General features: G+C 57.4%; 20 protein-coding genes. 15 read left to right on the top strand and 5 right to left on the bottom strand.

What is annotated here, in order from left to right:
- Positions 1-18 precede the first annotated feature (18 nt).
- From BK667_RS01300 to BK667_RS01245, 12 genes are read left to right on the top strand one after another with little or no spacing between them, the layout of a single operon-like run.
- On the top strand, positions 19-567 hold the full coding sequence (locus BK667_RS01300; protein ID WP_123596592.1) for a cytochrome b: 549 nt from the start codon (positions 19-21) through the stop codon (positions 565-567).
- Positions 560-1,102, top strand: a complete 543-nt coding sequence (locus BK667_RS01295; RefSeq protein ID WP_123596591.1) for a type II secretion system protein N — start codon at positions 560-562, stop codon at positions 1,100-1,102. Before BK667_RS01300 ends, BK667_RS01295 begins: the two co-directional genes overlap by 8 nt.
- Before the next feature lie 8 nt (positions 1,103-1,110).
- Positions 1,111-3,030, top strand: a complete 1,920-nt coding sequence (gene gspD / locus BK667_RS01290) for a type II secretion system secretin GspD (protein ID WP_123596590.1) — start codon at positions 1,111-1,113, stop codon at positions 3,028-3,030.
- On the top strand, positions 3,027-4,502 hold the full coding sequence (gene gspE, locus BK667_RS01285) for a type II secretion system ATPase GspE (RefSeq protein ID WP_123596589.1): 1,476 nt from the start codon (positions 3,027-3,029) through the stop codon (positions 4,500-4,502). The genes gspD and gspE overlap by 4 nt, the downstream gene beginning before the upstream one ends.
- A 2-nt stretch (positions 4,503-4,504) precedes the next feature.
- Positions 4,505-5,713, top strand: coding sequence for a type II secretion system inner membrane protein GspF (gspF, locus tag BK667_RS01280; RefSeq protein ID WP_123596588.1), 1,209 nt, complete (start codon positions 4,505-4,507; stop codon positions 5,711-5,713).
- A gap of 3 nt (positions 5,714-5,716) precedes the next feature.
- Positions 5,717-6,172: a type II secretion system major pseudopilin GspG gene (gene gspG / locus BK667_RS01275; RefSeq protein ID WP_123511054.1), complete on the top strand. Its 456-nt coding sequence runs from the start codon at positions 5,717-5,719 to the stop codon at positions 6,170-6,172.
- A 3-nt stretch (positions 6,173-6,175) separates the two neighbouring features.
- Entirely contained in the window at positions 6,176-6,643 is a 468-nt protein-coding gene (gene gspH / locus BK667_RS01270; RefSeq protein ID WP_123511052.1) for a type II secretion system minor pseudopilin GspH, read from the top strand.
- Positions 6,636-7,016, top strand: coding sequence for a type II secretion system minor pseudopilin GspI (gene gspI, locus BK667_RS01265; protein ID WP_123596587.1), 381 nt, complete (start codon positions 6,636-6,638; stop codon positions 7,014-7,016). The genes gspH and gspI overlap by 8 nt, the downstream gene beginning before the upstream one ends.
- Positions 7,009-7,551, top strand: a complete 543-nt coding sequence (gspJ, locus tag BK667_RS01260) for a type II secretion system minor pseudopilin GspJ (RefSeq protein WP_123596586.1) — start codon at positions 7,009-7,011, stop codon at positions 7,549-7,551. The genes gspI and gspJ overlap by 8 nt, the downstream gene beginning before the upstream one ends.
- Positions 7,548-8,399 carry a type II secretion system minor pseudopilin gene (locus tag BK667_RS01255; RefSeq protein WP_123596585.1) on the top strand — a complete coding sequence of 284 codons (852 nt, stop codon included), beginning with the start codon at positions 7,548-7,550 and terminating at the stop codon, positions 8,397-8,399. The genes gspJ and BK667_RS01255 overlap by 4 nt, the downstream gene beginning before the upstream one ends.
- Positions 8,396-9,502, top strand: coding sequence for a type II secretion system protein GspL (gspL, locus tag BK667_RS01250; protein WP_123596584.1), 1,107 nt, complete (start codon positions 8,396-8,398; stop codon positions 9,500-9,502). The genes BK667_RS01255 and gspL overlap by 4 nt, the downstream gene beginning before the upstream one ends.
- Positions 9,499-9,963: a type II secretion system protein M gene (locus tag BK667_RS01245; RefSeq protein ID WP_123596583.1), complete on the top strand. Its 465-nt coding sequence runs from the start codon at positions 9,499-9,501 to the stop codon at positions 9,961-9,963. Before gspL ends, BK667_RS01245 begins: the two co-directional genes overlap by 4 nt.
- A gap of 29 nt (positions 9,964-9,992) precedes the next feature.
- Here BK667_RS01245 and BK667_RS01240 read toward each other — a convergent pair whose 3' ends face one another.
- The 3 genes from BK667_RS01240 to BK667_RS01230 form a co-directional block, all read right to left on the bottom strand.
- Positions 9,993-10,637 (bottom strand): retron system putative HNH endonuclease, encoded by a 645-nt coding sequence (locus tag BK667_RS01240; RefSeq protein WP_123596582.1) that lies wholly within the window; start codon positions 10,635-10,637, stop codon positions 9,993-9,995.
- The gene (locus BK667_RS01235) at positions 10,634-11,905 is read right to left on the bottom strand and encodes an AAA family ATPase (RefSeq protein ID WP_123596581.1); all 1,272 of its coding nucleotides are present in this window, start codon (positions 11,903-11,905) and stop codon (positions 10,634-10,636) included. Before BK667_RS01235 ends, BK667_RS01240 begins: the two co-directional genes overlap by 4 nt.
- Positions 11,906-11,983: 78 nt before the next feature.
- Entirely contained in the window at positions 11,984-13,213 is a 1,230-nt protein-coding gene (locus BK667_RS01230) for an MFS transporter (RefSeq protein WP_375538753.1), read from the bottom strand.
- Positions 13,214-13,380: 167 nt separating this feature from the next.
- On the opposite strand from BK667_RS01230, the gene BK667_RS01225 reads away from it, so the two are divergent.
- Entirely contained in the window at positions 13,381-14,280 is a 900-nt protein-coding gene (locus BK667_RS01225) for a LysR family transcriptional regulator (protein WP_123596580.1), read from the top strand.
- A 568-nt stretch (positions 14,281-14,848) separates the two neighbouring features.
- Here the strand turns inward: BK667_RS01225 and BK667_RS01220 are convergent.
- Both BK667_RS01220 and BK667_RS01215 read right to left on the bottom strand, forming a co-directional pair.
- Positions 14,849-15,103: a hypothetical protein gene (locus tag BK667_RS01220; RefSeq protein ID WP_123511028.1), complete on the bottom strand. Its 255-nt coding sequence runs from the start codon at positions 15,101-15,103 to the stop codon at positions 14,849-14,851.
- 36 nt (positions 15,104-15,139) lie between these two features.
- Positions 15,140-15,523 (bottom strand): DUF6124 family protein, encoded by a 384-nt coding sequence (locus tag BK667_RS01215; RefSeq protein ID WP_123596579.1) that lies wholly within the window; start codon positions 15,521-15,523, stop codon positions 15,140-15,142.
- 415 nt (positions 15,524-15,938) lie between these two features.
- Between BK667_RS01215 and BK667_RS01210 the strand changes: the two genes are divergently transcribed.
- Both BK667_RS01210 and BK667_RS01205 read left to right on the top strand, forming a co-directional pair.
- A complete protein-coding gene (locus BK667_RS01210) occupies positions 15,939-16,535 on the top strand; it encodes a helix-turn-helix transcriptional regulator (protein ID WP_123596578.1) in 597 nt (198 codons plus the stop codon).
- A complete protein-coding gene (locus BK667_RS01205; protein WP_123596577.1) occupies positions 16,528-17,400 on the top strand; it encodes a queuosine precursor transporter in 873 nt (290 codons plus the stop codon). Before BK667_RS01210 ends, BK667_RS01205 begins: the two co-directional genes overlap by 8 nt.
- The last annotated feature ends 12 nt before the right edge of the window (positions 17,401-17,412 follow it).

Genomic DNA, 17,412 nt, shown 5'->3' with positions numbered 1-17,412 from the left:
TTGATAGTCGAGTTGAAAATGACCGTTATCGGTTACTCCAAACAACGCGTATGGCTGCACTGGTTGTCGGCAGCGGTCATCGTGTGGGCCTTGCTGTCCGGGTTCTATGTGGCGTGCTTCGAGGTGTCCGCGCAACTGAGGCGCTGGGTGTCCATCATCAATGTGTCGCTGACCACCGTGTTCATCCCTTTTTTTGTCTGGCGGCTGATGCTTTTTCTCGCGTACGTCCGACAGGTGAGCCTGGGATCCATGGCCGTTATGGAAGGCTTTGCGCTGCTCGTTCACACACTGATTTACCTCACGGTGACAGTCGTGTTGATGACCGGGGTATTGACGATGGATCGCCCGATTGATGTTTTCGGCCTGATCGAGATCGCGCAACCGCTGAGCGATCCTTGGCTGATCGCGCTGTGTGTGACGGTCCATATCTGGGCCTGCGTGGTGCTTGGATTACTGATCGTTTTGCATGTGAGCGCAGTGGTTTTTCATGAATGCCGGGGCCACCGGGTATTGCGGCGAATGTCGTTGCGACGTGCCGGTCATCGTCTGTACAACCTCCATGAGTGAACTCATTCGCAGGCTTTCGTCGGGAAGCGGGTTGCGACTGTGCAAGGGTGTTTTGTGGGTTCTTCCCTTCGGCTACGCAGTGTTTTTGCTGTGGCAGGAGTGGCACTTTCGCCAGAACCCGGGCGCGTCATTGCCCGTTGTCGCACCGGCACTCGAAACGGTGCCTGCCGAAGTGCCGCCCGATACCTCGGCGGTCGCCACTGTGTTCGGTCTGAATACGCAGACCGCGTTGCGACCGAGCACCGAAGCGCTGACCTTACAGGCATGTTTCGTCGTCGGCACAGGATTGTCCAAAGCGCTGCTGACCAACGCCCAAGGCCCGCGCCTGTACCGGGTGGGCGAACGCTTGCCCGGTGGCAGCGTCCTGCGGCGGGTCGAAGTGAACCAAGTGGTGCTGTGGAACAAGGGCCGCGAAGAACGGTTGGTGTTGCAACCACCGGCAGCGCGGTTCCTGCGCCGACTCGAATCGCCCGCCAGCGCACCGGCATCGCCTTTTGCGCGTCATCTACGCCCGATCTCAGGGCCGTCAAAGTGATGGATTCCATGAAAATTTTCACGGCCGCGCACACCTTGCGCGCCCTGCTTCTACTTGCCGTTCCGGCACTCGCGCTCATGGCGGGCACGCTGCGGGCCGAAGAGGAAAAATGGCAGTTGGCAATGAACAATGCCGAGCTGCGCGACATCGTCGAAGAGTTCTCCACGATCCTTGGAACGACCGTGGTGCTGGACCCCAGAGTCTCGGGACGGATCACAGTGATGTCTCCCCAGGCCCTCGACCGGGAAGGGGTTCGCCGACTGTTCTATTCGGTGCTCGATGCTCATAACTTCACCGTGATCGATGAAGGCGAGCGACTCCTGATCACGCCGGTTGCCGAAGCCAGGACCCGTGCTGGCAAAGGATCGGTCAACAACGCCACGGCCTCGCAATTTGTCACCCGGGTCATCGAGTTGAACACCAGCAGTGCCAGCGATATCGCCGGGCTGATCCGGCCGCTGGTGTCGGTCAATGGTTATGTCGGCCCGTCGGTGTCGGCCAATGCGTTGGTGGTCACCGATACCACGGCCAATGTGCAACGCATCGCCGAGATCGTCCGGCAACTGGACGCCGGGCAGAACAATCTGCACGCGGTGGTGCAACTGCATCATGCCCACGCCGTGGATGTAGCGCCGGTCATCGAAGCCTCGATCGGCAAGCGCAATGCCGAGACCGTGGCTCAGGTGCTGGCCGATCCCCGGACCAATCGTCTGATCGTTATCGGCCCGCCGTCGGTTCGCCAGCGCTTGATTGCCCTGGCACAGGGGCTGGATATCCCCGACACGGCGACCCCCGACAACGCCCGGGTGATTCGCCTGCGCCACAGCGATGCCAGGCAATTGGCTGAAGTCCTGGAAACGCTCGGACAGGGCAAGCGGCCGGCGCAAGCGGTCGGCGGTGCCAGAGACACGGCCTCCAGCGCGACCTTCATGATCAAGGCTGACGAAAGTCAGAATGCGCTGGTGTTGATCGCCGAGCCGGCGCAAATCAGGACCATCGAAACTATCGTGCGCCAATTGGACCAACCTCGGGCCCAAGTGCTGATCCACGCCGCAATCGTCGAGATTTCCGGCGACATCGCCCAAGCCATAGGCGTTCAGTGGAGTATGAGTACCGGCGATGCGAAGGGCTTTATCAACTTCCCCGGCACCGACATCCCGATCGTTGGCGGGCTGGCGTTTGACGAGAAAAGGTCGGCACCCGAAGGCGCGTTGTTGCAACTGGGCAGCGACCGCTTTGGTGCCTTGGTTTCGGCGTTGGCCAGCAGCACCCGCAGCAACCTGCTGTCCACGCCGAGCCTGTTGACCCTGGACAATCAGGAAGCGGAAATCATCGTTGGCCAGAATGTGCCGTTCAAGACCGGTTCCTACGCCACCAACAGCAACGGTGCGGAAAACCCCTTCACCACCGTCGAACGCAAGGACGTAGGCATCAGCCTGAAGATCAAGCCCTACATTAACGAAGGTTCGACTTTGCGCCTGGAGGTCGAACAGGAGGTATCGGATATCGCGCCCTCGGTGTCGGGCATCGATTCCTCGGACCTGATTACCAATAAACGCGCGCTCAAAAGCACCATTCTGGCCGACGATGGCGAAATTATCGTGATTGGCGGGCTGATCCGCGACAGCGTGCGCACTCAGCAGAGCGGGGTGCCGCTGCTGCGCGATATTCCTTATCTGGGCGCGCTGTTTCGCTGGAGCCGCGACACCCAGACAAAAAGCAATCTGATGGTGTTTTTGCGGCCCACCATCGTGCGCAGCAAGGAAGATCTGTCCGGTGTCAGTCAGCAGCGCTATGACACCTTGCGTGATTTGAGCAAGCCCGGCGCAGGGGGTAATAGCTCGTTGCTGTTGCCTGCGCATTCACGGCAACTGTTCGACCCGGCGCCTGATGTGCCGTTGCTCGACCTCGAACCGGGTACGCCATGAGCACCGCCCTGTGCGAACAATTGCCCTTCGGCTTTGCCCGGCGTTTTGGTGTGTTGCTGGAGCGGGACGGGGACGACTTGAGCCTGGTCTTGCGCGCGGATACGCCACTCACGGCGGTGGCGGAGGCGCGTCGGATATCCGGCGAGGCTCTGCCGATCAGAATGCTCGAAGCCGGCGTGTTTGCGACACGCCTGGCAGCGGCTTACCGTGAAGGGCAAAGTGCGGCGGAGCAAGTTGCCCAGGGACTGGACGACGAGCTGGACTTGCTGAGTCTGGTCGATCAAGTCCCGCAAACCGCTGATTTGCTGGAGCAGCAGGGCGATGCGCCGATCATCCGGCTGATCAACGCCCTGCTCAGTGAAGCGGTGCGCGAGCACGCCTCGGACGTGCACCTGGAAACCTTCGAGCAGTACCTGTCGGTGCGCATGCGCGTCGACGGCCAACTGCGAGAGATGCTCCGGCCACGGCGTGAGCTGGCGACCTTGCTGGTGTCGCGGATCAAGGTCATGGCGCGTCTGGATATCGCTGAAAAACGCGTCCCCCAGGATGGCCGGATGGCCCTGCGACTGGCGGGGCATGAAATTGATGTACGGGTCTCGACCCTGCCGTCGGCGCACGGTGAGCGGGTGGTGCTGCGGCTGCTGGACAAACAGGCCGGGCGCCTGGAATTACCGCGTTTGGGCATGCCGGATGACCTCCTGGCAAACCTGCGCCAACTGCTCGGCAAGCCCCACGGCATTCTGTTGGTGACCGGCCCGACCGGCTCCGGCAAGACCACCAGCCTGTATGCGGCGCTGAACAGTCTGAATGATCAGACCCGCAACATCCTCACGGTTGAAGACCCCATCGAATATCACCTGCCGGGTGTCGGGCAAATGCCGGTCAATCCGAAAGTCGACATGACGTTTGCCCGAGGTCTGCGCGCGATCCTGCGTCAGGACCCGGACGTGGTGATGGTCGGCGAAATCCGTGATCGCGAGACCGCGCAGATCGCTGTTCAGGCTTCCCTGACCGGTCATTTGGTGCTGTCGACGTTGCACACCAACAGCGCGGCCGGTGCGGTGATCAGGCTGGTGGACATGGGCGTCGATGCCTATCTGCTGGCATCGTCGCTGGTGGGGGTTTTGGCTCAGCGCTTACTGCGCACCTTATGCGCCCGTTGCAAGACGCCCTACCTCGCGGATGCGTCAGCCTGCCAGCGCCTCGGGCTGGACGCTGCGTCGCCGCCCTCGCTGTTCAAGGCTGTGGGGTGTGCGCAGTGTCAGCACGGTTATCGCGGGCGTATCGGGATCTACGAACTGATCAGTGTGACGCCCGCGCTGTCGGTGCTGATCCACCAGGGCGCGAGCGAGCAGGCACTGGTCGATGAGGCGCGCAAAGGTTCTCGCAGCCTGTTCCAGGACGGTCGGCAACGGGTGCTGGACGGCGTGACCAGTCTCGACGAATTGCTGCGCGTGACTCAGGAGCACTAGCCGTGTCGACGTTCGACTATCACGCCCAAGACGCCCAGGGCCGTGCCTGCAAGGGGCGGCTGGAGGCCGACAACCCGCGGCATGCCCGTCAGCAATTGCGTGAACGCGGTTTATGGCCGCACAAGCTGATTGAGCAGCGCCACGCAAGCGTTGGGCATTCGCACCTGCGTGGCGCGCGCCTGAGTGCCGCCGATCTGGCCTTGCTGACGTTGCAGCTGTCCACGTTGATCCAGGCGGGTCTGCCCTTGGAGGAAGCGCTGGAAGCGGTGGCGAAACAAAGTGCCCGGCGCCGGGTAGCCGGTGTGCTTTCGGCCGTGCGCCAGCGGGTCATGGAAGGCCATGCCTTGGCGACGGCGTTGGCGCAGTTTCCCAAATCGTTTCCCGAATTATTCCGGGCCACCGTCGCCGCCGGTGAGCGTTCCGGCCACCTGGGCCAAGTACTGGAGCAATTGGCCGCCTACACCCAGGCCCGTCAGGCCTCTCGGCAAAAGATTCAGATGGCCCTGGTCTATCCGTTGATTCTCCTGCTGGCCAGTGTGGCGATTGTCGGTTTTCTGCTGGGCTACGTGGTGCCGGATGTGGTGAAGATCTTCATCGATAGCGGCCAGCCATTGCCCTGGCTGACCCGGGCCCTGATCGGCTGGAGCCAGGCGCTGCGCAATCATGGCCTGCTGTTGCTCGGTGGTCTGCTCGGGTTGATCGGTTTCTGGCGCTGGAGCCTGCGCCAGCCTTTATGGCGTCTGCGCTGGCATCGCCTGTTCTTGAATCTCCCGGTCATCGGCGAGGTGTTGCGGGCGATGGAAGCGGCACGGTTTGCCAGCACGCTGGCGATTCTTGGCAAGAGCGCCGTGCCCCTGGTGGACGCGCTGGAAATCGCCGCCGCGGTGATTGGCAATCTGACCATTCGTGCGCGGATGGTCGACGTCGCTCGTTCGGTCCGCGAAGGGGGAACCCTGACCCGTGGCCTGGAGCTCAGCGGCGACATCCCGCCAATGATGTTGCACATGATCGCCAGCGGCGAGCGGGCTGGCGAACTCGATCAGATGCTGGGCCGTGCCGCCGAACAACAGGAAAACAGCCTGGCCGCGCGCATTGCCCTGGTGGTGAGTCTGTTCGAGCCCGCCATGTTGGTGCTGATGGGTGGCGTCGTGCTGCTGATCGTCATGGCCATCCTGCTACCTATTCTCAGCCTCAACCAATTGGTGAATTGACCCATGAAATCCGTACCCGACAACGTGCCTGTCACCCAGCGCGGTTTTACCCTCATCGAAATCATGGTGGTGGTGGTCATCATCGGCATTTTGGGCGCCATCGTGGTGCCGCAGTTCATGAGCCGCCCCGATCAGGCCAAAGTCACCGCGGCCCGGATTGATCTTCAAGCCATCGCCACGGCCCTGGAAATGTACCGCCTCGACAACGCCCACTATCCCTCGACGCAACAGGGGCTGGAGGCCTTGAGCAAACGCCCGTCCGGAACCCCGTCGGCGAGGAATTGGAACCCTCAGGGCTACCTGAAAAACCTGCCCGTAGATCCATGGAGCACGCCCTACCAATACCTCAATCCCGGTGTGCAATCGAACAATGGCACCTACGACTTGTACTCCCTGGGTGCCGACGGCGTGGTGGGCGGCGAGGGGCACGCGGCGGATATCGGCCACTGGGGCGATTGACGGATGCGACGCCGTTGCGAGGGCTTCACCTTGTTGGAACTGATGATCGTGATCGTGCTGATCGGCGTGCTGCTGGGCATGGTGAGTCTTGCCACCGGCCCGAGTCCGGCGCGTCAGGCGAGGCAGGAAGCGGTCGCCATGGCGGCGGTGATTCAGCAGTTACGTGAACGGGCGGTGCTCGACGGCCGCGAATACGGCGTCAGGCTGAGCGTCGCGGGCTATCGGGCCGTGCGGCTTGAGGGGCGAGCGTGGGAACCGGTGGCGGCGTTTTCTCGTTGGCCCGACGATCTGCATCCACGCCTTGAACAGGACGGCCAGCCCTTGAGTCTGGGCGCCGACGAAGGCCCGCCGCAGTTGTTGATGCTCAGCAGCGATGAAACCAGCGCTTTCCGGTTGACGTTTACGAGCCAGCGCAAAGCCTGGCTGAGCCTGTCCAGCGACGGTATCGGTGAGGCGGTGATCGATGGCTGATCGACGCCGGCTATCCCCGATGGGTGGTTTCACCCTGCTGGAAATCATGGTGGCGCTGGCCATCTTCTCGACCCTGGCTGCGGCCGTACTGTCCGCGAGTCAATACGTCGTAAAGCAGACCCGGGCGGTTGACGAGCGACTCTTCGCCGCCTGGCTGGCGGACAACCAGTTGAATGAACTGCGTCTGCAATCGGCCGCGACCATCGGACGAGAACAACGTGTCCTGCGCATGGACCGCCGCGATTGGCTACTGCGTCAGCACATCCGTGTCGCGAGCGACCCGCGTCTGCTCAACGTCGACATTGAGGTCAGTCTTGCCGGCAATGAACACGCGTATCGCCTCAGCGGCTGGATCGTCAATCGTCATGAATAAACAGGCCGGGTTCACCTTGCTGGAGCTGGTCATTGCCCTGGCGATCTTTGCCTTGCTGGGGCTGGCCAGTTGGGGGCTGTTCGATGCGGTGGTGCGCGTGCAGCAAGGCACAAGCAACGTTGAGCGCCAGCTCAGAAACCTGCAACGGGCCGTGGGGGTGATCGAACGGGACCTGCTGCACATCACCGAGCACCCCGTTGCGCTTGATAACGCCCGGCTGCAATTGCAACGCGGCAACTGGCGAAATCCCCTGGATCATCCCCGCAGCGAGCGCCAAACAGTCACCTATTCACTCGACAACGGCACGTTATGGCGCGAGAGCCGGGGTGAGGGATTGCTCATCGTGCAACGGCAAAAACTTCTCGACGATGTCCGCGATCTGCGTTGGCGCGTATACGACGCTGCGCTTGGCTGGCGCAGCGACTGGCCTGCGGGGCAGGTCGCGACGGCGCCGATGGCGGTGGAGTTGCAGGTATCGAGCGGGCGCTTCGAGGGCGTTCGTCGGGTGCTGCTATTACCGGGCGCACTGCCGTGATCAGTCATCAACGGGGCATCGCGCTGATCAGCGTGTTGCTGGTCATGAGTCTGGCGCTGTTGATCACCGGTGGTCTATTGCGTAGCCATCGACTGTTGCTGCAAAGCAGCGGGCAACAGTTACAGCAGATTCATTTGCGGCAACTCGCTGAGGGCGGGGAAATCCGGGGCCTGCTGTTGTTGCAAGAGGTTGCGCAAACGCCGCAGAAAACCGTCGACCTGACCCAGGACTGGGCAGGTTCGGCGCTGGGCGTTGACCGTGACGACGCACAAATCAGCGTCGACATTGAGGACCTGGCCGGGCGCTTCAACCTCAATGCGTTGCTGCATCAGGGACAGGTCGATCAGCTCACGCGCCAGCGCTGGGTGCGCTTGTTAGCGTTACTCGATCTGCCAGCGATGCCCTTGAGCCAGGTCGGATCCTTGCGCGAGCTGAGCCAACTGCGCCTGCTGCCGGGCATTGACGCGCAGTGGCTGAGCAAACTGGAGCCCTGGGTCGCGCTGCTGCCCACCGACGCCGCGCTCAACATCAATACCGCCTCGGCGCACGTATTGCGCACGCTCGAGGGCGTGCAAGCTGCAACGGTCGACGCCTTGCTGCGTCAGCGTTCGACCCAGGCATGGGCGAGTGTCCAGGCGTTTACCCAGGACCCGCTACTGTCCGGGGCGGGCCTGAGCAGTCATGGCCTTGGCGTTGACAGTCGCTGGTATCGAATAACCGTTCAGGTCAACCAAGGGCAGGGCAGCTTGCGGCTGGTCACTGACGTCGAACTCGATCCTGACACGCGCCGATTGAACATCCTGCAACGACGATTTCTTCCTTCCCACGCCAATGAGACGCGCCGATGAAAACCTGGCTCTACCTGACTACCGCCGGACTGGCTGCACCGTCGGCGGGCTGGCCTTGCTGTGTCTGGTCTTCGACCGGCCAACGCCAGTTGATGCCGTTGAGCGAGGCGGCACGCGCGCTGAACGGGCAGGCCGTCGATGTGTTATTGCCGATGGAATTGTGCAGTTGGGTGCGCAGTGATCCCTGGCCTTCCCGGCGCCAGCCGAGTGCACAGGCCATCGCGTTCGCCGTTGAAGAGCAACTCGGCGAAGCGATGGAGACGCTGCACTTGAGCGTCGGCGCCCGCGACCGGGAAGGGCGGTATGCGGTGGTGGTGATCGATCGCCAGCGCTTTGCCGCGGTACTCGCGCGGCTGACCGCGTCCGGCATTGTGCTGCGTTCAGTGTTCGTTGATGCGGACGTTTTACCGGCGCAGCAAGCGTTCGGTGTCTGGTGGTTCGGCCGCTGGGTGCTCGGCGGCGGACTGCCGGCCCGTCTGGCCATCGACGACGCCGGATTGGCCGCGCTCAAGCCCGGTTTGCCGAAGGACATCCGTTGGCTCGACGAGCGCCAGGACCTCAGCGCTGCCGAGCAGTGGCTGATGCAGGAACACGGCCACGCCATCAACTTGCTGCAAGGTGAATTCGCCCCGCGCCATCAACCCCTGCCCTGGCGTTTCCTTGGCTTGGCGCTGTTGCTGGTCGGGTTATTGACATGGGGCGCCAGCGAAACGCGAATCCATCACCTTGACAGTGAATCCCGGCGCTTGTCCGCACAGAACGAACAGCGGTTCAGGGCGCTCTATCCGCAGCAAACCCGCATCGTCGACCTGGCAGCGCAGCTGCAAACCCTGCAGAACCCGCAGTTGCCAGCATCGCGTACGGCGATGGTCACGTTGGTCAAACTGATCGAGCAGGTTGTCGGCTCCAGCGCCGTTGACGTCCAACGCATTGAATATCGCGCTGGCGATGGTTGGAAAATCCAGCTGATCGCCAACAGTTTTGCCGAGTTGGAGCAATTACGTGAACGTGGGCGCCAGCATGACATGCCGGTCAAACTCGACAGTTCGAACAAAGTGCGAGAGGGCGTGCAAGCGACCCTGACCCTGGAGGACGGTGTATGAAGCAAGCATGGCGCAGCGGGTATTGGGCGACGATTCTCGGCTGGCAGCGTCTGTCCCGGCGTGAGCAATGGTTGCTGTCAGGCCTGAGCGGGCTGATTCTGGGCATCCTGGCGTTCAGTCTGGTCTGGCAACCGACGCAACAGCGTTTGAGCGTGGCCGAGCGACAGTATCGACATCAGCAAAACCTCGCGGCGCAACTGCAACAGACGCAACCACCGGGCATTGCGCCTGCCATCTCCGATCAGCCGCTGTCGTTACGTCTCAGCGAAAGCGCCACCACGGCGGGACTCGAACTGCAGCAGATGGACGCCGACAACGACCTGCTGCGCTTGACCCTCAGCGGCGAAGCGAACGTGTTATTGCACTGGCTGCACCGCGTCGAGCGTGACGGCGTATCCCTGCAATCACTCACCCTGGAAAAACGCGACGCGGTGCTGCAAGCGCGGGTGGTGATCAGGTAGTCGGCACTGTGGATATTTGGCAGGACCTGTCAGCGCCTCATGATTTGCTCAGCGTATCGGGCGATGACGTGATCGAAGGCTTTTTGATTAGGCAATTCGGTAGCGCGCATGGCGCTCGCCAATAAGGCGAGATCTTCATCGCTGGCCTGTGCCAGGAAGTCGTCGTCGAATACATGGCGAATGGCGCTCTGACGTCGATTGTTGAGGTACGCGATGTCCAGTGCGAGCACTTCAATCATCTTCGTGGCCGACAGGTCATCAGAATCGGCTGGTTGAATGACGCCAGTAGGCAGATAACGGAAGCGTTGTTCACAGTGCTTCGCCATTGGCGAAATGTGCTGCGTTTCATCGAACCAGTTGCTCTTACGATGACCACAATGCAACGGATTGCCCGGTTTGGTTTCGCGCAGGCACGAGGCATGGAGATTGTGATAAGCCAATGCGAGCTCTTCATACTGCTCTTGTGGCCTGAAGTGTTCGATGTGGCTGCTGTTCGCGTCTATTTCTCTGCCGCAGTAGCAGCAGAAGAATCCTTGTTCGAGCAGCAGACTATTGTGAAGGTCCCGTTTTTGCGGGTTTTGCAACGTTGGATAACTAGGACTCCACCCATCGTTTGCCGAGTTTTTCCATTCTGTAAATGACGCCGGTTCAGTTCCTTTGAGCACTCGCTTCATTTACCGAGAATCTCCTTGCGCCTCATCAACGCTTCGGCTCCTGCGAACTCTGGGAGGTCAGGGGCCTTTTTCTTCAGCGCCTCAAGTTGGACTTTTGCTTTTTTGAGGTCGTTGTCTTCCAGGGTGGAGAACAGCTCAGAGAGCAGTTTTTCAATTTCTGGCTCGCGCTGAGTCACGCCCATGACTTCCTCCAGAACACTGCTGGAATCCAGGCCATAGGTGACTCGTGGGTGGGAGGCGTCGCCATTGTTTAGAACGATCACTTCTTCGGGTTTCAGGCTACCGATGATTTGTGGGGAGTGGCTGGCGGCGATGAACTGGACGTTGGGGAAGGCTTCTTTCAATGCTGGAACGATGCTGCGTTGCCAGGCTGGGTGAAGGTGGATATCCAGTTCGTCGATGATGACCACGCCTGAGGTGTTTTTCAGGACGTCCTTGCCCAAGTGCGGGTTGAGGATGCACATGCGGCGGGCGATATCGGCGAAGAGCGCGACCATGCCGCGTTGGCCATCACTCAGTTCGTTAAAGGGAATGGTTTTCTGGTCGTCGATATCGATCAACAGGCTTTGTAGTCTTAGGTCGTAGCGTAAGTTTCGCGCTTTGGGTACTGCACACTCGATAGCACTATTGACCCATGCGAGTTCGTCTTCGAAATCTAACGAGACAGGTTTTGCATCAAGCAGATTTTGCATCCGTTCAAGCGTTTTACCGATCAACCAGCTTTCGAAATCGCGAAGATCGGCGACGGCATCGAACCAGTTTATGTATCCGTCGAAACGCGATACTCGATGTTGTGCAGCGAACTCAGCAGTTACCCCTGCACCTTGCCAGCGACGATCGGACCGGTAGAAAGCGAGTACGGGTAAATCGACCTGAATGGCCAAGTTGATTTTTTTAACGACTTTGTCTTTTTCAGAGTCGAAAATGGAATCGACCAGGTGTGGAAGGTCTTCGCCATCACGTTTCATCACCCATTCTGTTGCTTCGAACACGTCGCCCATGCCGTGCACAAGCAATGGAAATTTGCGTTCGTAACGGCTTCGGCCGTCAAAACGATCTATGACAAAACGTATGTCTTCATTTTTTAGGGAGGTCTCGCTGGGTTTCATCGCATTGCCGAATTCGATGAATGAAACTGCCACCGCCTGCAACAACGAAGTCTTACCACTCCCGTTAACCCCCACCACCAGATTGAAACCCGGCTGAAAGTCGAAAGTGGCATCTTCGTAGCAACGAAAATTCTGAATGTGGAGACGGTCCAGGCGCATTCTGGCTTCCCTTTACCAAGACTGACGAATGCCGTCAGTGTACCTTGGCTCGCGATTACCGCTAGGGCGCAGTTGTGGCTAAACCTGCGCAGTGCCCGGCAGCGGCGGCAACTTCGCCAGCTTCAACGCCACCAACAGCGCAATCACCAACAATCCACCAATAAACATCCCAATCCCGTTCCAGCCACCGAGATGCCAAAACACCCCACCCGCCGTCCCGGCAATACTCGACCCGGCGTAATAGCTGAACAGATACAGCGACGACGCCTGCCCCTTGGCCTTGATTGCTCGCCGTCCAATCCAGCTGCTCGCCACCGAATGCGCGCCGAAGAAGCCGAAGGTGAAGATCAGCATGCCGATGATCACCAGCGGCAGCGGTGTGAACAGGGTCAGCGCCAGGCCTGCGAGCATCAAAACGATCGTCGCCCACAGCACTTTGCGCCGCCCCAGTTTGTCCGCCAGCGAACCGATTTTCGCCGAGCTATAAATCCCCGACAGGTACACCACCGACAGCAGCCCGACAAAGGCCTGATCCATGTTGTACGGCGCGGCCAGCAGGCGATAGCCGATGTAGTTGAACAACGTGACGAAGGCGCCCATCAGCACAAAGGCTTCGAGGAACAACAGCGGCAGGCCGGCATCGCGAAAGTGCATGGTGAAGCCGTCGAGCAGGCTGCGCGGGTGCAGTGAACGGGCGCGGAAGTTGCGTGATTCGGGAAGGATCTTCCAGAACACCGTCGCCGCGATCAACGCCAGGCCACCGATCACCAGCATCGCGGTGTGCCAGCTGACGAAGTCGATCAACACGCCGGTAATCAAGCGCCCGCTCATCCCGCCAATCGCGTTGCCGCCGATGTACAGGCCCATCGCCAGACCAATGTGCTGCGGATGAATCTCTTCGCTCAGGTAAGTCATGGCCACCGCCGCCAGGCCGCTCAACGACAACCCGATCAACGCGCGCATGATCAACACGCCTTCCCAGCTCGGCATCATCGCGCTGGCCATGGTGCACAGCGCCGCGGCGAACAACGCGGTCACCATCACCGGTTTGCGTCCGACGCGGTCGGAAATCGGGCCGGTGATCAGCAAACCAATCGCGAGCATGCCCGTAGCCACCGACAGAATCAGACTGCTCTGCGCCGCGTTGATCGAATATTCGTGGGACAACAACGGCATCATCGGCTGCACGCAATACAGCAGGGCGAACGTCGCGAAGCCGCCGGAGAACAGCGCCAGCACCGTGCGCATGAACATCGGCGTGCCTTTTTCGATGTAGATCTCGTTCAGCTCGGCGACGACATCGTCCAGCGCAGTGGGCGGAACTTCATGGGCGAGTGGGGCGACAGCAGTTTTCACTTCGGACCTCGGAGGGCGCAGCCGGTCAGGCAATGAAAAAAAGCATATAGCTGCCTAACGATTCAATCCAATATATTGTTCGACCTGTTTAAGACGTTTTACGACCTAATGGAGTTTTCATGGAATTGCGCCACCTGCGCTACTTCATCGCCGTCGCCGAAGAACTGCACTTCGGCCGCGCCGCCCAGGTGTTGGGCATCTCTCAGCCGCCCTTGAGCCAGCAGATTCAGGCACTGGAAGCCGAGGTTGGCGCACGCCTGTTCGAGCGAACCAATCGTCGGGTCGAACTCAGCGAAGCCGGCCGGTTGTTTCTGGAAGAGGCGCGGCTGGTGTTGGCGCAGGTTGATAAAGCGGCAGATGTTGCCCGTCGTGCGCAGCTTGGTGAACTGGGCGAACTGAAAATCGGCTTCACCTCGTCGGCACCGTTCAACTCGACCATCCCCCAGGCGATTTTCTCGTTTCGCCAACGCTTCCCGGCGGTGCACCTGAACCTGCGAGAGATGAGCAGCACCCAAGTGGCCGACGCGTTAGTGGATGAATCGATTGAAGTCGGAATCATGCGACCGCTTGGCTTACCGGATTCCCTCAGCGTGGTGGAGCTGATGCGCGAGCCGCTGGTGGCGGTGCTCAGTTCCAAGCATCCGTTGGTCGACAACAGCGAAGAAGGCCTGTTTCTGTCAGCCCTGGCCCTCGAACCTTTCGTATTTTTCCCACGCAGTTATGGCAGTGGTCTGTATGCCCAGTTGCTTAGCCTGGCGCGGGATGCCGGTTTTAGCCCGCACTTCGCCCAAGAGGCGGGCGAGGCGATGACGATTATTGGATTGGTGGCGGCGGGATTGGGCGTGTCGGTGCTGCCGGCGTCGTATCAGCGGATGAGGATTGATGGCGTGGTGTATCGGCCATTGCTTGATCCGGAAGCGGTTTCGGCGGTGTGGCTGGTGCAGCGCAAGGATCAGAAGTCGCCGATGGCGAAGGCGTTTGTGGAGTTGTTGACGAGGAAGGTTGAGTCCGTTGATTAAGGCTTTTCGTCAAGATGAGTCTTTTATAGCGTTTGTATTGATCCGCTAAATAGGCAAAGAGTGTAATTAAGTAAAGTGCGGATATAGCGAAGTGATTAGGGGTGAACCAGTAATTTATGCTTTCAATAAGCAGCGCAAGTGAAAGTGTTGAAGCAAGCAGTGCGAGTGCTATCGGTATCAAGCTCGATGGCTTTTCATGTACTTGCTGTTTGTGGAGTGGGATTTGAAATATAGACGCCAATAAAAGTAACGCCATTATTGCAGTTATAGCGCTAAGTGGAATTGCAATCGTATCGTGGGTGGCGGGGTAGAGGTTGTCCACATAGTTTGAAGTTAAGATGTAACAACTGAGTATCGAAGAAAACACCAATGATGTGATGTAGAGCATTGGAGTATTTCTATCCAGATTTCGGAGAGTGCGTTTTTGAGCCCGGATGGAATCACCCATAATTAACCATGGATAAGCAGGGCGCTCAATGGGGTAAATACACGCTAGGAAATGTATTACACAGATTACGGAACGGTCTGAAAAAACAGACGACCTGAATAAGACCGTCTGTTTTCATTTCTAAGCAGAAACCTGCTTCTGCAATCGTCGCCCGATCACATCCATCAAATCGCAACCATCGCGCAGTGATGTCACCAATACCCGCGCCAGCTCACTATGAATCCCTTCGCCAAACGCGATGTTCTCCAGCAGCTGAGTTGCGGTGCGGATGCGGTAGGCCGCTGTTTCGTGCAATACGTCCAGCGGTGCCTGTGTATCGATCACCAGCGACGCGATGGTGCAGTCGATGCCGGTGATGGGCATATATCTATCCATGACAAAAAACCTCCATTTGGAAAAGACCGCGATAGCTCAAGCATTACTGGTGGGTGGGGTTCCACGTGAACCATCGGGCAGCTCCAGAAGGTCCAGCGCCCGGTTAACCAGCAACTCGGCCATCGCGGCCAGTTGCTGAATGGCCAGCGCCACATTGCGGCGAGAGCTTTCCAGGTCGCCAGCAAGGTCGGTGCTCATGACATTCAGGGAGGCGAGGGTTTCACTGGCGTGACAAAGCAGGGTTTCCTTGTCGACGTTCGGGAGGATGGTGAAGACATGGCTGACGGGGTCAGGGCGGTTTGGATTGCGCAGGCGTGCGCTGACGAGGGGTTCGGTGATATCGGAGAGTTTGGACAAATCGATGTCATCGGCGCGAGATGGCTTTGCTGACTCCGGCGGAGCTGGGGGGATCTTTTTCATATTGGAATTCCCTTAAAAATTTAAGAAACCACCTAGCCCTATGTCGTCAGCCAAGATTGGTGGGCTGCGTACAAAGAGGAGTGGCGCGGTAGATTTATTACCAGAAAATTCTTTTTTATTAATCAAATAAATGAACATCTATGTAATTAAATGATTCATTTCTTGTCTGGCAATTTCTGTAAGAATCGGCTGTAAGAAATAGTTGTCGGAAGTTTCTATAAGTGTTGTGGGGGATATCAGCAGGCACCCGTGCAGGGTGTCGTTTGTGAAATAATATCTAATGATTGTTAAGCGTGTTTGTGATATTGCTTTTGTATAAGGTTTGACCCTGTAGGATGCTGTATTCACAGCGAGATACCTGCATTCGATTCGGTTCGGATACGCGGTTTGTTGAAGGTGTAAGTGAAGGCTAAACATGCATAAGAAAGAAAAAACAGAAAACTTGAAGAATAATATTAAATATCTGATAAAGAGTCGCGGAGAGACGCAGCTATCCTTGTGCAATTCCGCCGGCCTAACCCGGACCACGATATATAATATTCTGGAAGGACGGGTGGTGAATGTTCAGCAATCTACAATTCGCAAGATTTCTGATTTCTTTGGTGTGTCGTACAAAGAAATAGAGACTGTTGATTTTGAAGAAAAAGAAATAATTGAGAGTGATATTTCGCTGCTGGGGAATATGAATCCAGCAGCTGTTCCGGTAATTAAAGAAACTCTCTTGGTTAGAAGTTTGGAGAAAAGAATCGGCGAGCTGGCGACCATTCAACCGCTTACTTACTATTTTGGTTCAGCCTGCAATGTAATAGGTGTGCTATTGGAGAATGAAATCAGAGGCTTCTATGAAGCGGGGGATTTGTTAATAGTAAAGAAAGGTCTGTCGAGCAGTGCCAAGGAGAAATTGGTGTATGACAAGAAAACGCAACAGTTGTTTGTGATCGCCAATGCTTATGTCGATTGTAGTGTTGTTGGTGTCGTAGGAGATATATTGGAGCAGCGATTCAATGGATGATGCTGCTGAAAATAGTAAGTACAAACTTCTAGGGTTTGAAAATAGCAAAAGTCTTGCTGTGATCATGGTGATCTCTACAGGGAAAGTTATCCGAATAAAGCTAAGTGAGTTATTGAAGAGTGAAGTATTAGACAATTTAAATAGATCTGAAATTAAAGATGTTTACAGAAAATTCTATTCCGGTGGGACGGCCCCGACTGCATATGAAGTCAATGATCGTCATGAAAGATCTTGGTTGACCTATGTTGTGCTCAATCTTTTGCTTTTTGCGCTTTACATATTCACAAACGTCGCAGCTACGAAGCTTATTTATCTGGAGCGCTTTGATGTTGTTGTCACGCCCGGTGTTTTCCTCTATCCGCTAACATTTTTGATAGTCGATTTGCTGAATGAATCTTATGGGTTTAGGCTCGCAAGGAAAGCCATATTATTTGCGTTTGCAAGTAATGCACTCATTATTATTCTGCTGAGCACTACCAGTTATCTACCCGGGTTGGCTGGTTGGAAGCTAGATGCACCGTTTGGCGAAGTTATGGGTCACGTTTCTTCAGTTTTGATAGCGTCTTCCATTTCATTTCTTTTTTCTGAATATTTGAATTCTTGTCTGTTGTGCAAGATAAAAGAACTCACAAATTCAAGGTTTTTGTTTCTTAGGGTGTTTTTCAGTACATTTTTTGCCGTGATAATAGACAGCTTTATTTTTTGCTCTATTGCGTTTTATGGGACTATGCCAAATAGTGAAATTCTAAGCATAATTTACATTCAGATAGCCATAAAAATGTGTTTCGCTGTTTTTAATATTTTTCCAGCCTACGGAGCAAGATACTTGTTCAAAAAATACGTAGCGGTGGTTCCGGCTGCATGAGAACGCGAGGGG

This window comes from Pseudomonas frederiksbergensis, assembly GCF_003732705.1.
GTDB classification, from domain to species: Bacteria; Pseudomonadota; Gammaproteobacteria; order Pseudomonadales; family Pseudomonadaceae; genus Aquipseudomonas; species Aquipseudomonas frederiksbergensis_F.
This window is presented reverse-complemented; position numbering and strand designations above follow the sequence as displayed.

Coding starts and splice junctions, on each gene's coding strand:
- BK667_RS01300 (WP_123596592.1), top strand. CDS start 19: ATGACCGTTATCGGTTACTCCAAACAACGCGTATGGCTGCACTGGTTG.
- BK667_RS01295 (WP_123596591.1), top strand. CDS start 560: ATGAGTGAACTCATTCGCAGGCTTTCGTCGGGAAGCGGGTTGCGACTG.
- gspD (WP_123596590.1), top strand. CDS start 1,111: ATGAAAATTTTCACGGCCGCGCACACCTTGCGCGCCCTGCTTCTACTT.
- gspE (WP_123596589.1), top strand. CDS start 3,027: ATGAGCACCGCCCTGTGCGAACAATTGCCCTTCGGCTTTGCCCGGCGT.
- gspG (WP_123511054.1), top strand. CDS start 5,717: ATGAAATCCGTACCCGACAACGTGCCTGTCACCCAGCGCGGTTTTACC.
- gspH (WP_123511052.1), top strand. CDS start 6,176: ATGCGACGCCGTTGCGAGGGCTTCACCTTGTTGGAACTGATGATCGTG.
- gspI (WP_123596587.1), top strand. CDS start 6,636: ATGGCTGATCGACGCCGGCTATCCCCGATGGGTGGTTTCACCCTGCTG.
- gspJ (WP_123596586.1), top strand. CDS start 7,009: ATGAATAAACAGGCCGGGTTCACCTTGCTGGAGCTGGTCATTGCCCTG.
- gspL (WP_123596584.1), top strand. CDS start 8,396: ATGAAAACCTGGCTCTACCTGACTACCGCCGGACTGGCTGCACCGTCG.
- BK667_RS01245 (WP_123596583.1), top strand. CDS start 9,499: ATGAAGCAAGCATGGCGCAGCGGGTATTGGGCGACGATTCTCGGCTGG.
- BK667_RS01240 (WP_123596582.1), bottom strand. CDS start 10,637: ATGAAGCGAGTGCTCAAAGGAACTGAACCGGCGTCATTTACAGAATGG.
- BK667_RS01235 (WP_123596581.1), bottom strand. CDS start 11,905: ATGCGCCTGGACCGTCTCCACATTCAGAATTTTCGTTGCTACGAAGAT.
- BK667_RS01225 (WP_123596580.1), top strand. CDS start 13,381: ATGGAATTGCGCCACCTGCGCTACTTCATCGCCGTCGCCGAAGAACTG.
- BK667_RS01220 (WP_123511028.1), bottom strand. CDS start 15,103: ATGGATAGATATATGCCCATCACCGGCATCGACTGCACCATCGCGTCG.
- BK667_RS01215 (WP_123596579.1), bottom strand. CDS start 15,523: ATGAAAAAGATCCCCCCAGCTCCGCCGGAGTCAGCAAAGCCATCTCGC.
- BK667_RS01210 (WP_123596578.1), top strand. CDS start 15,939: ATGCATAAGAAAGAAAAAACAGAAAACTTGAAGAATAATATTAAATAT.
- BK667_RS01205 (WP_123596577.1), top strand. CDS start 16,528: ATGGATGATGCTGCTGAAAATAGTAAGTACAAACTTCTAGGGTTTGAA.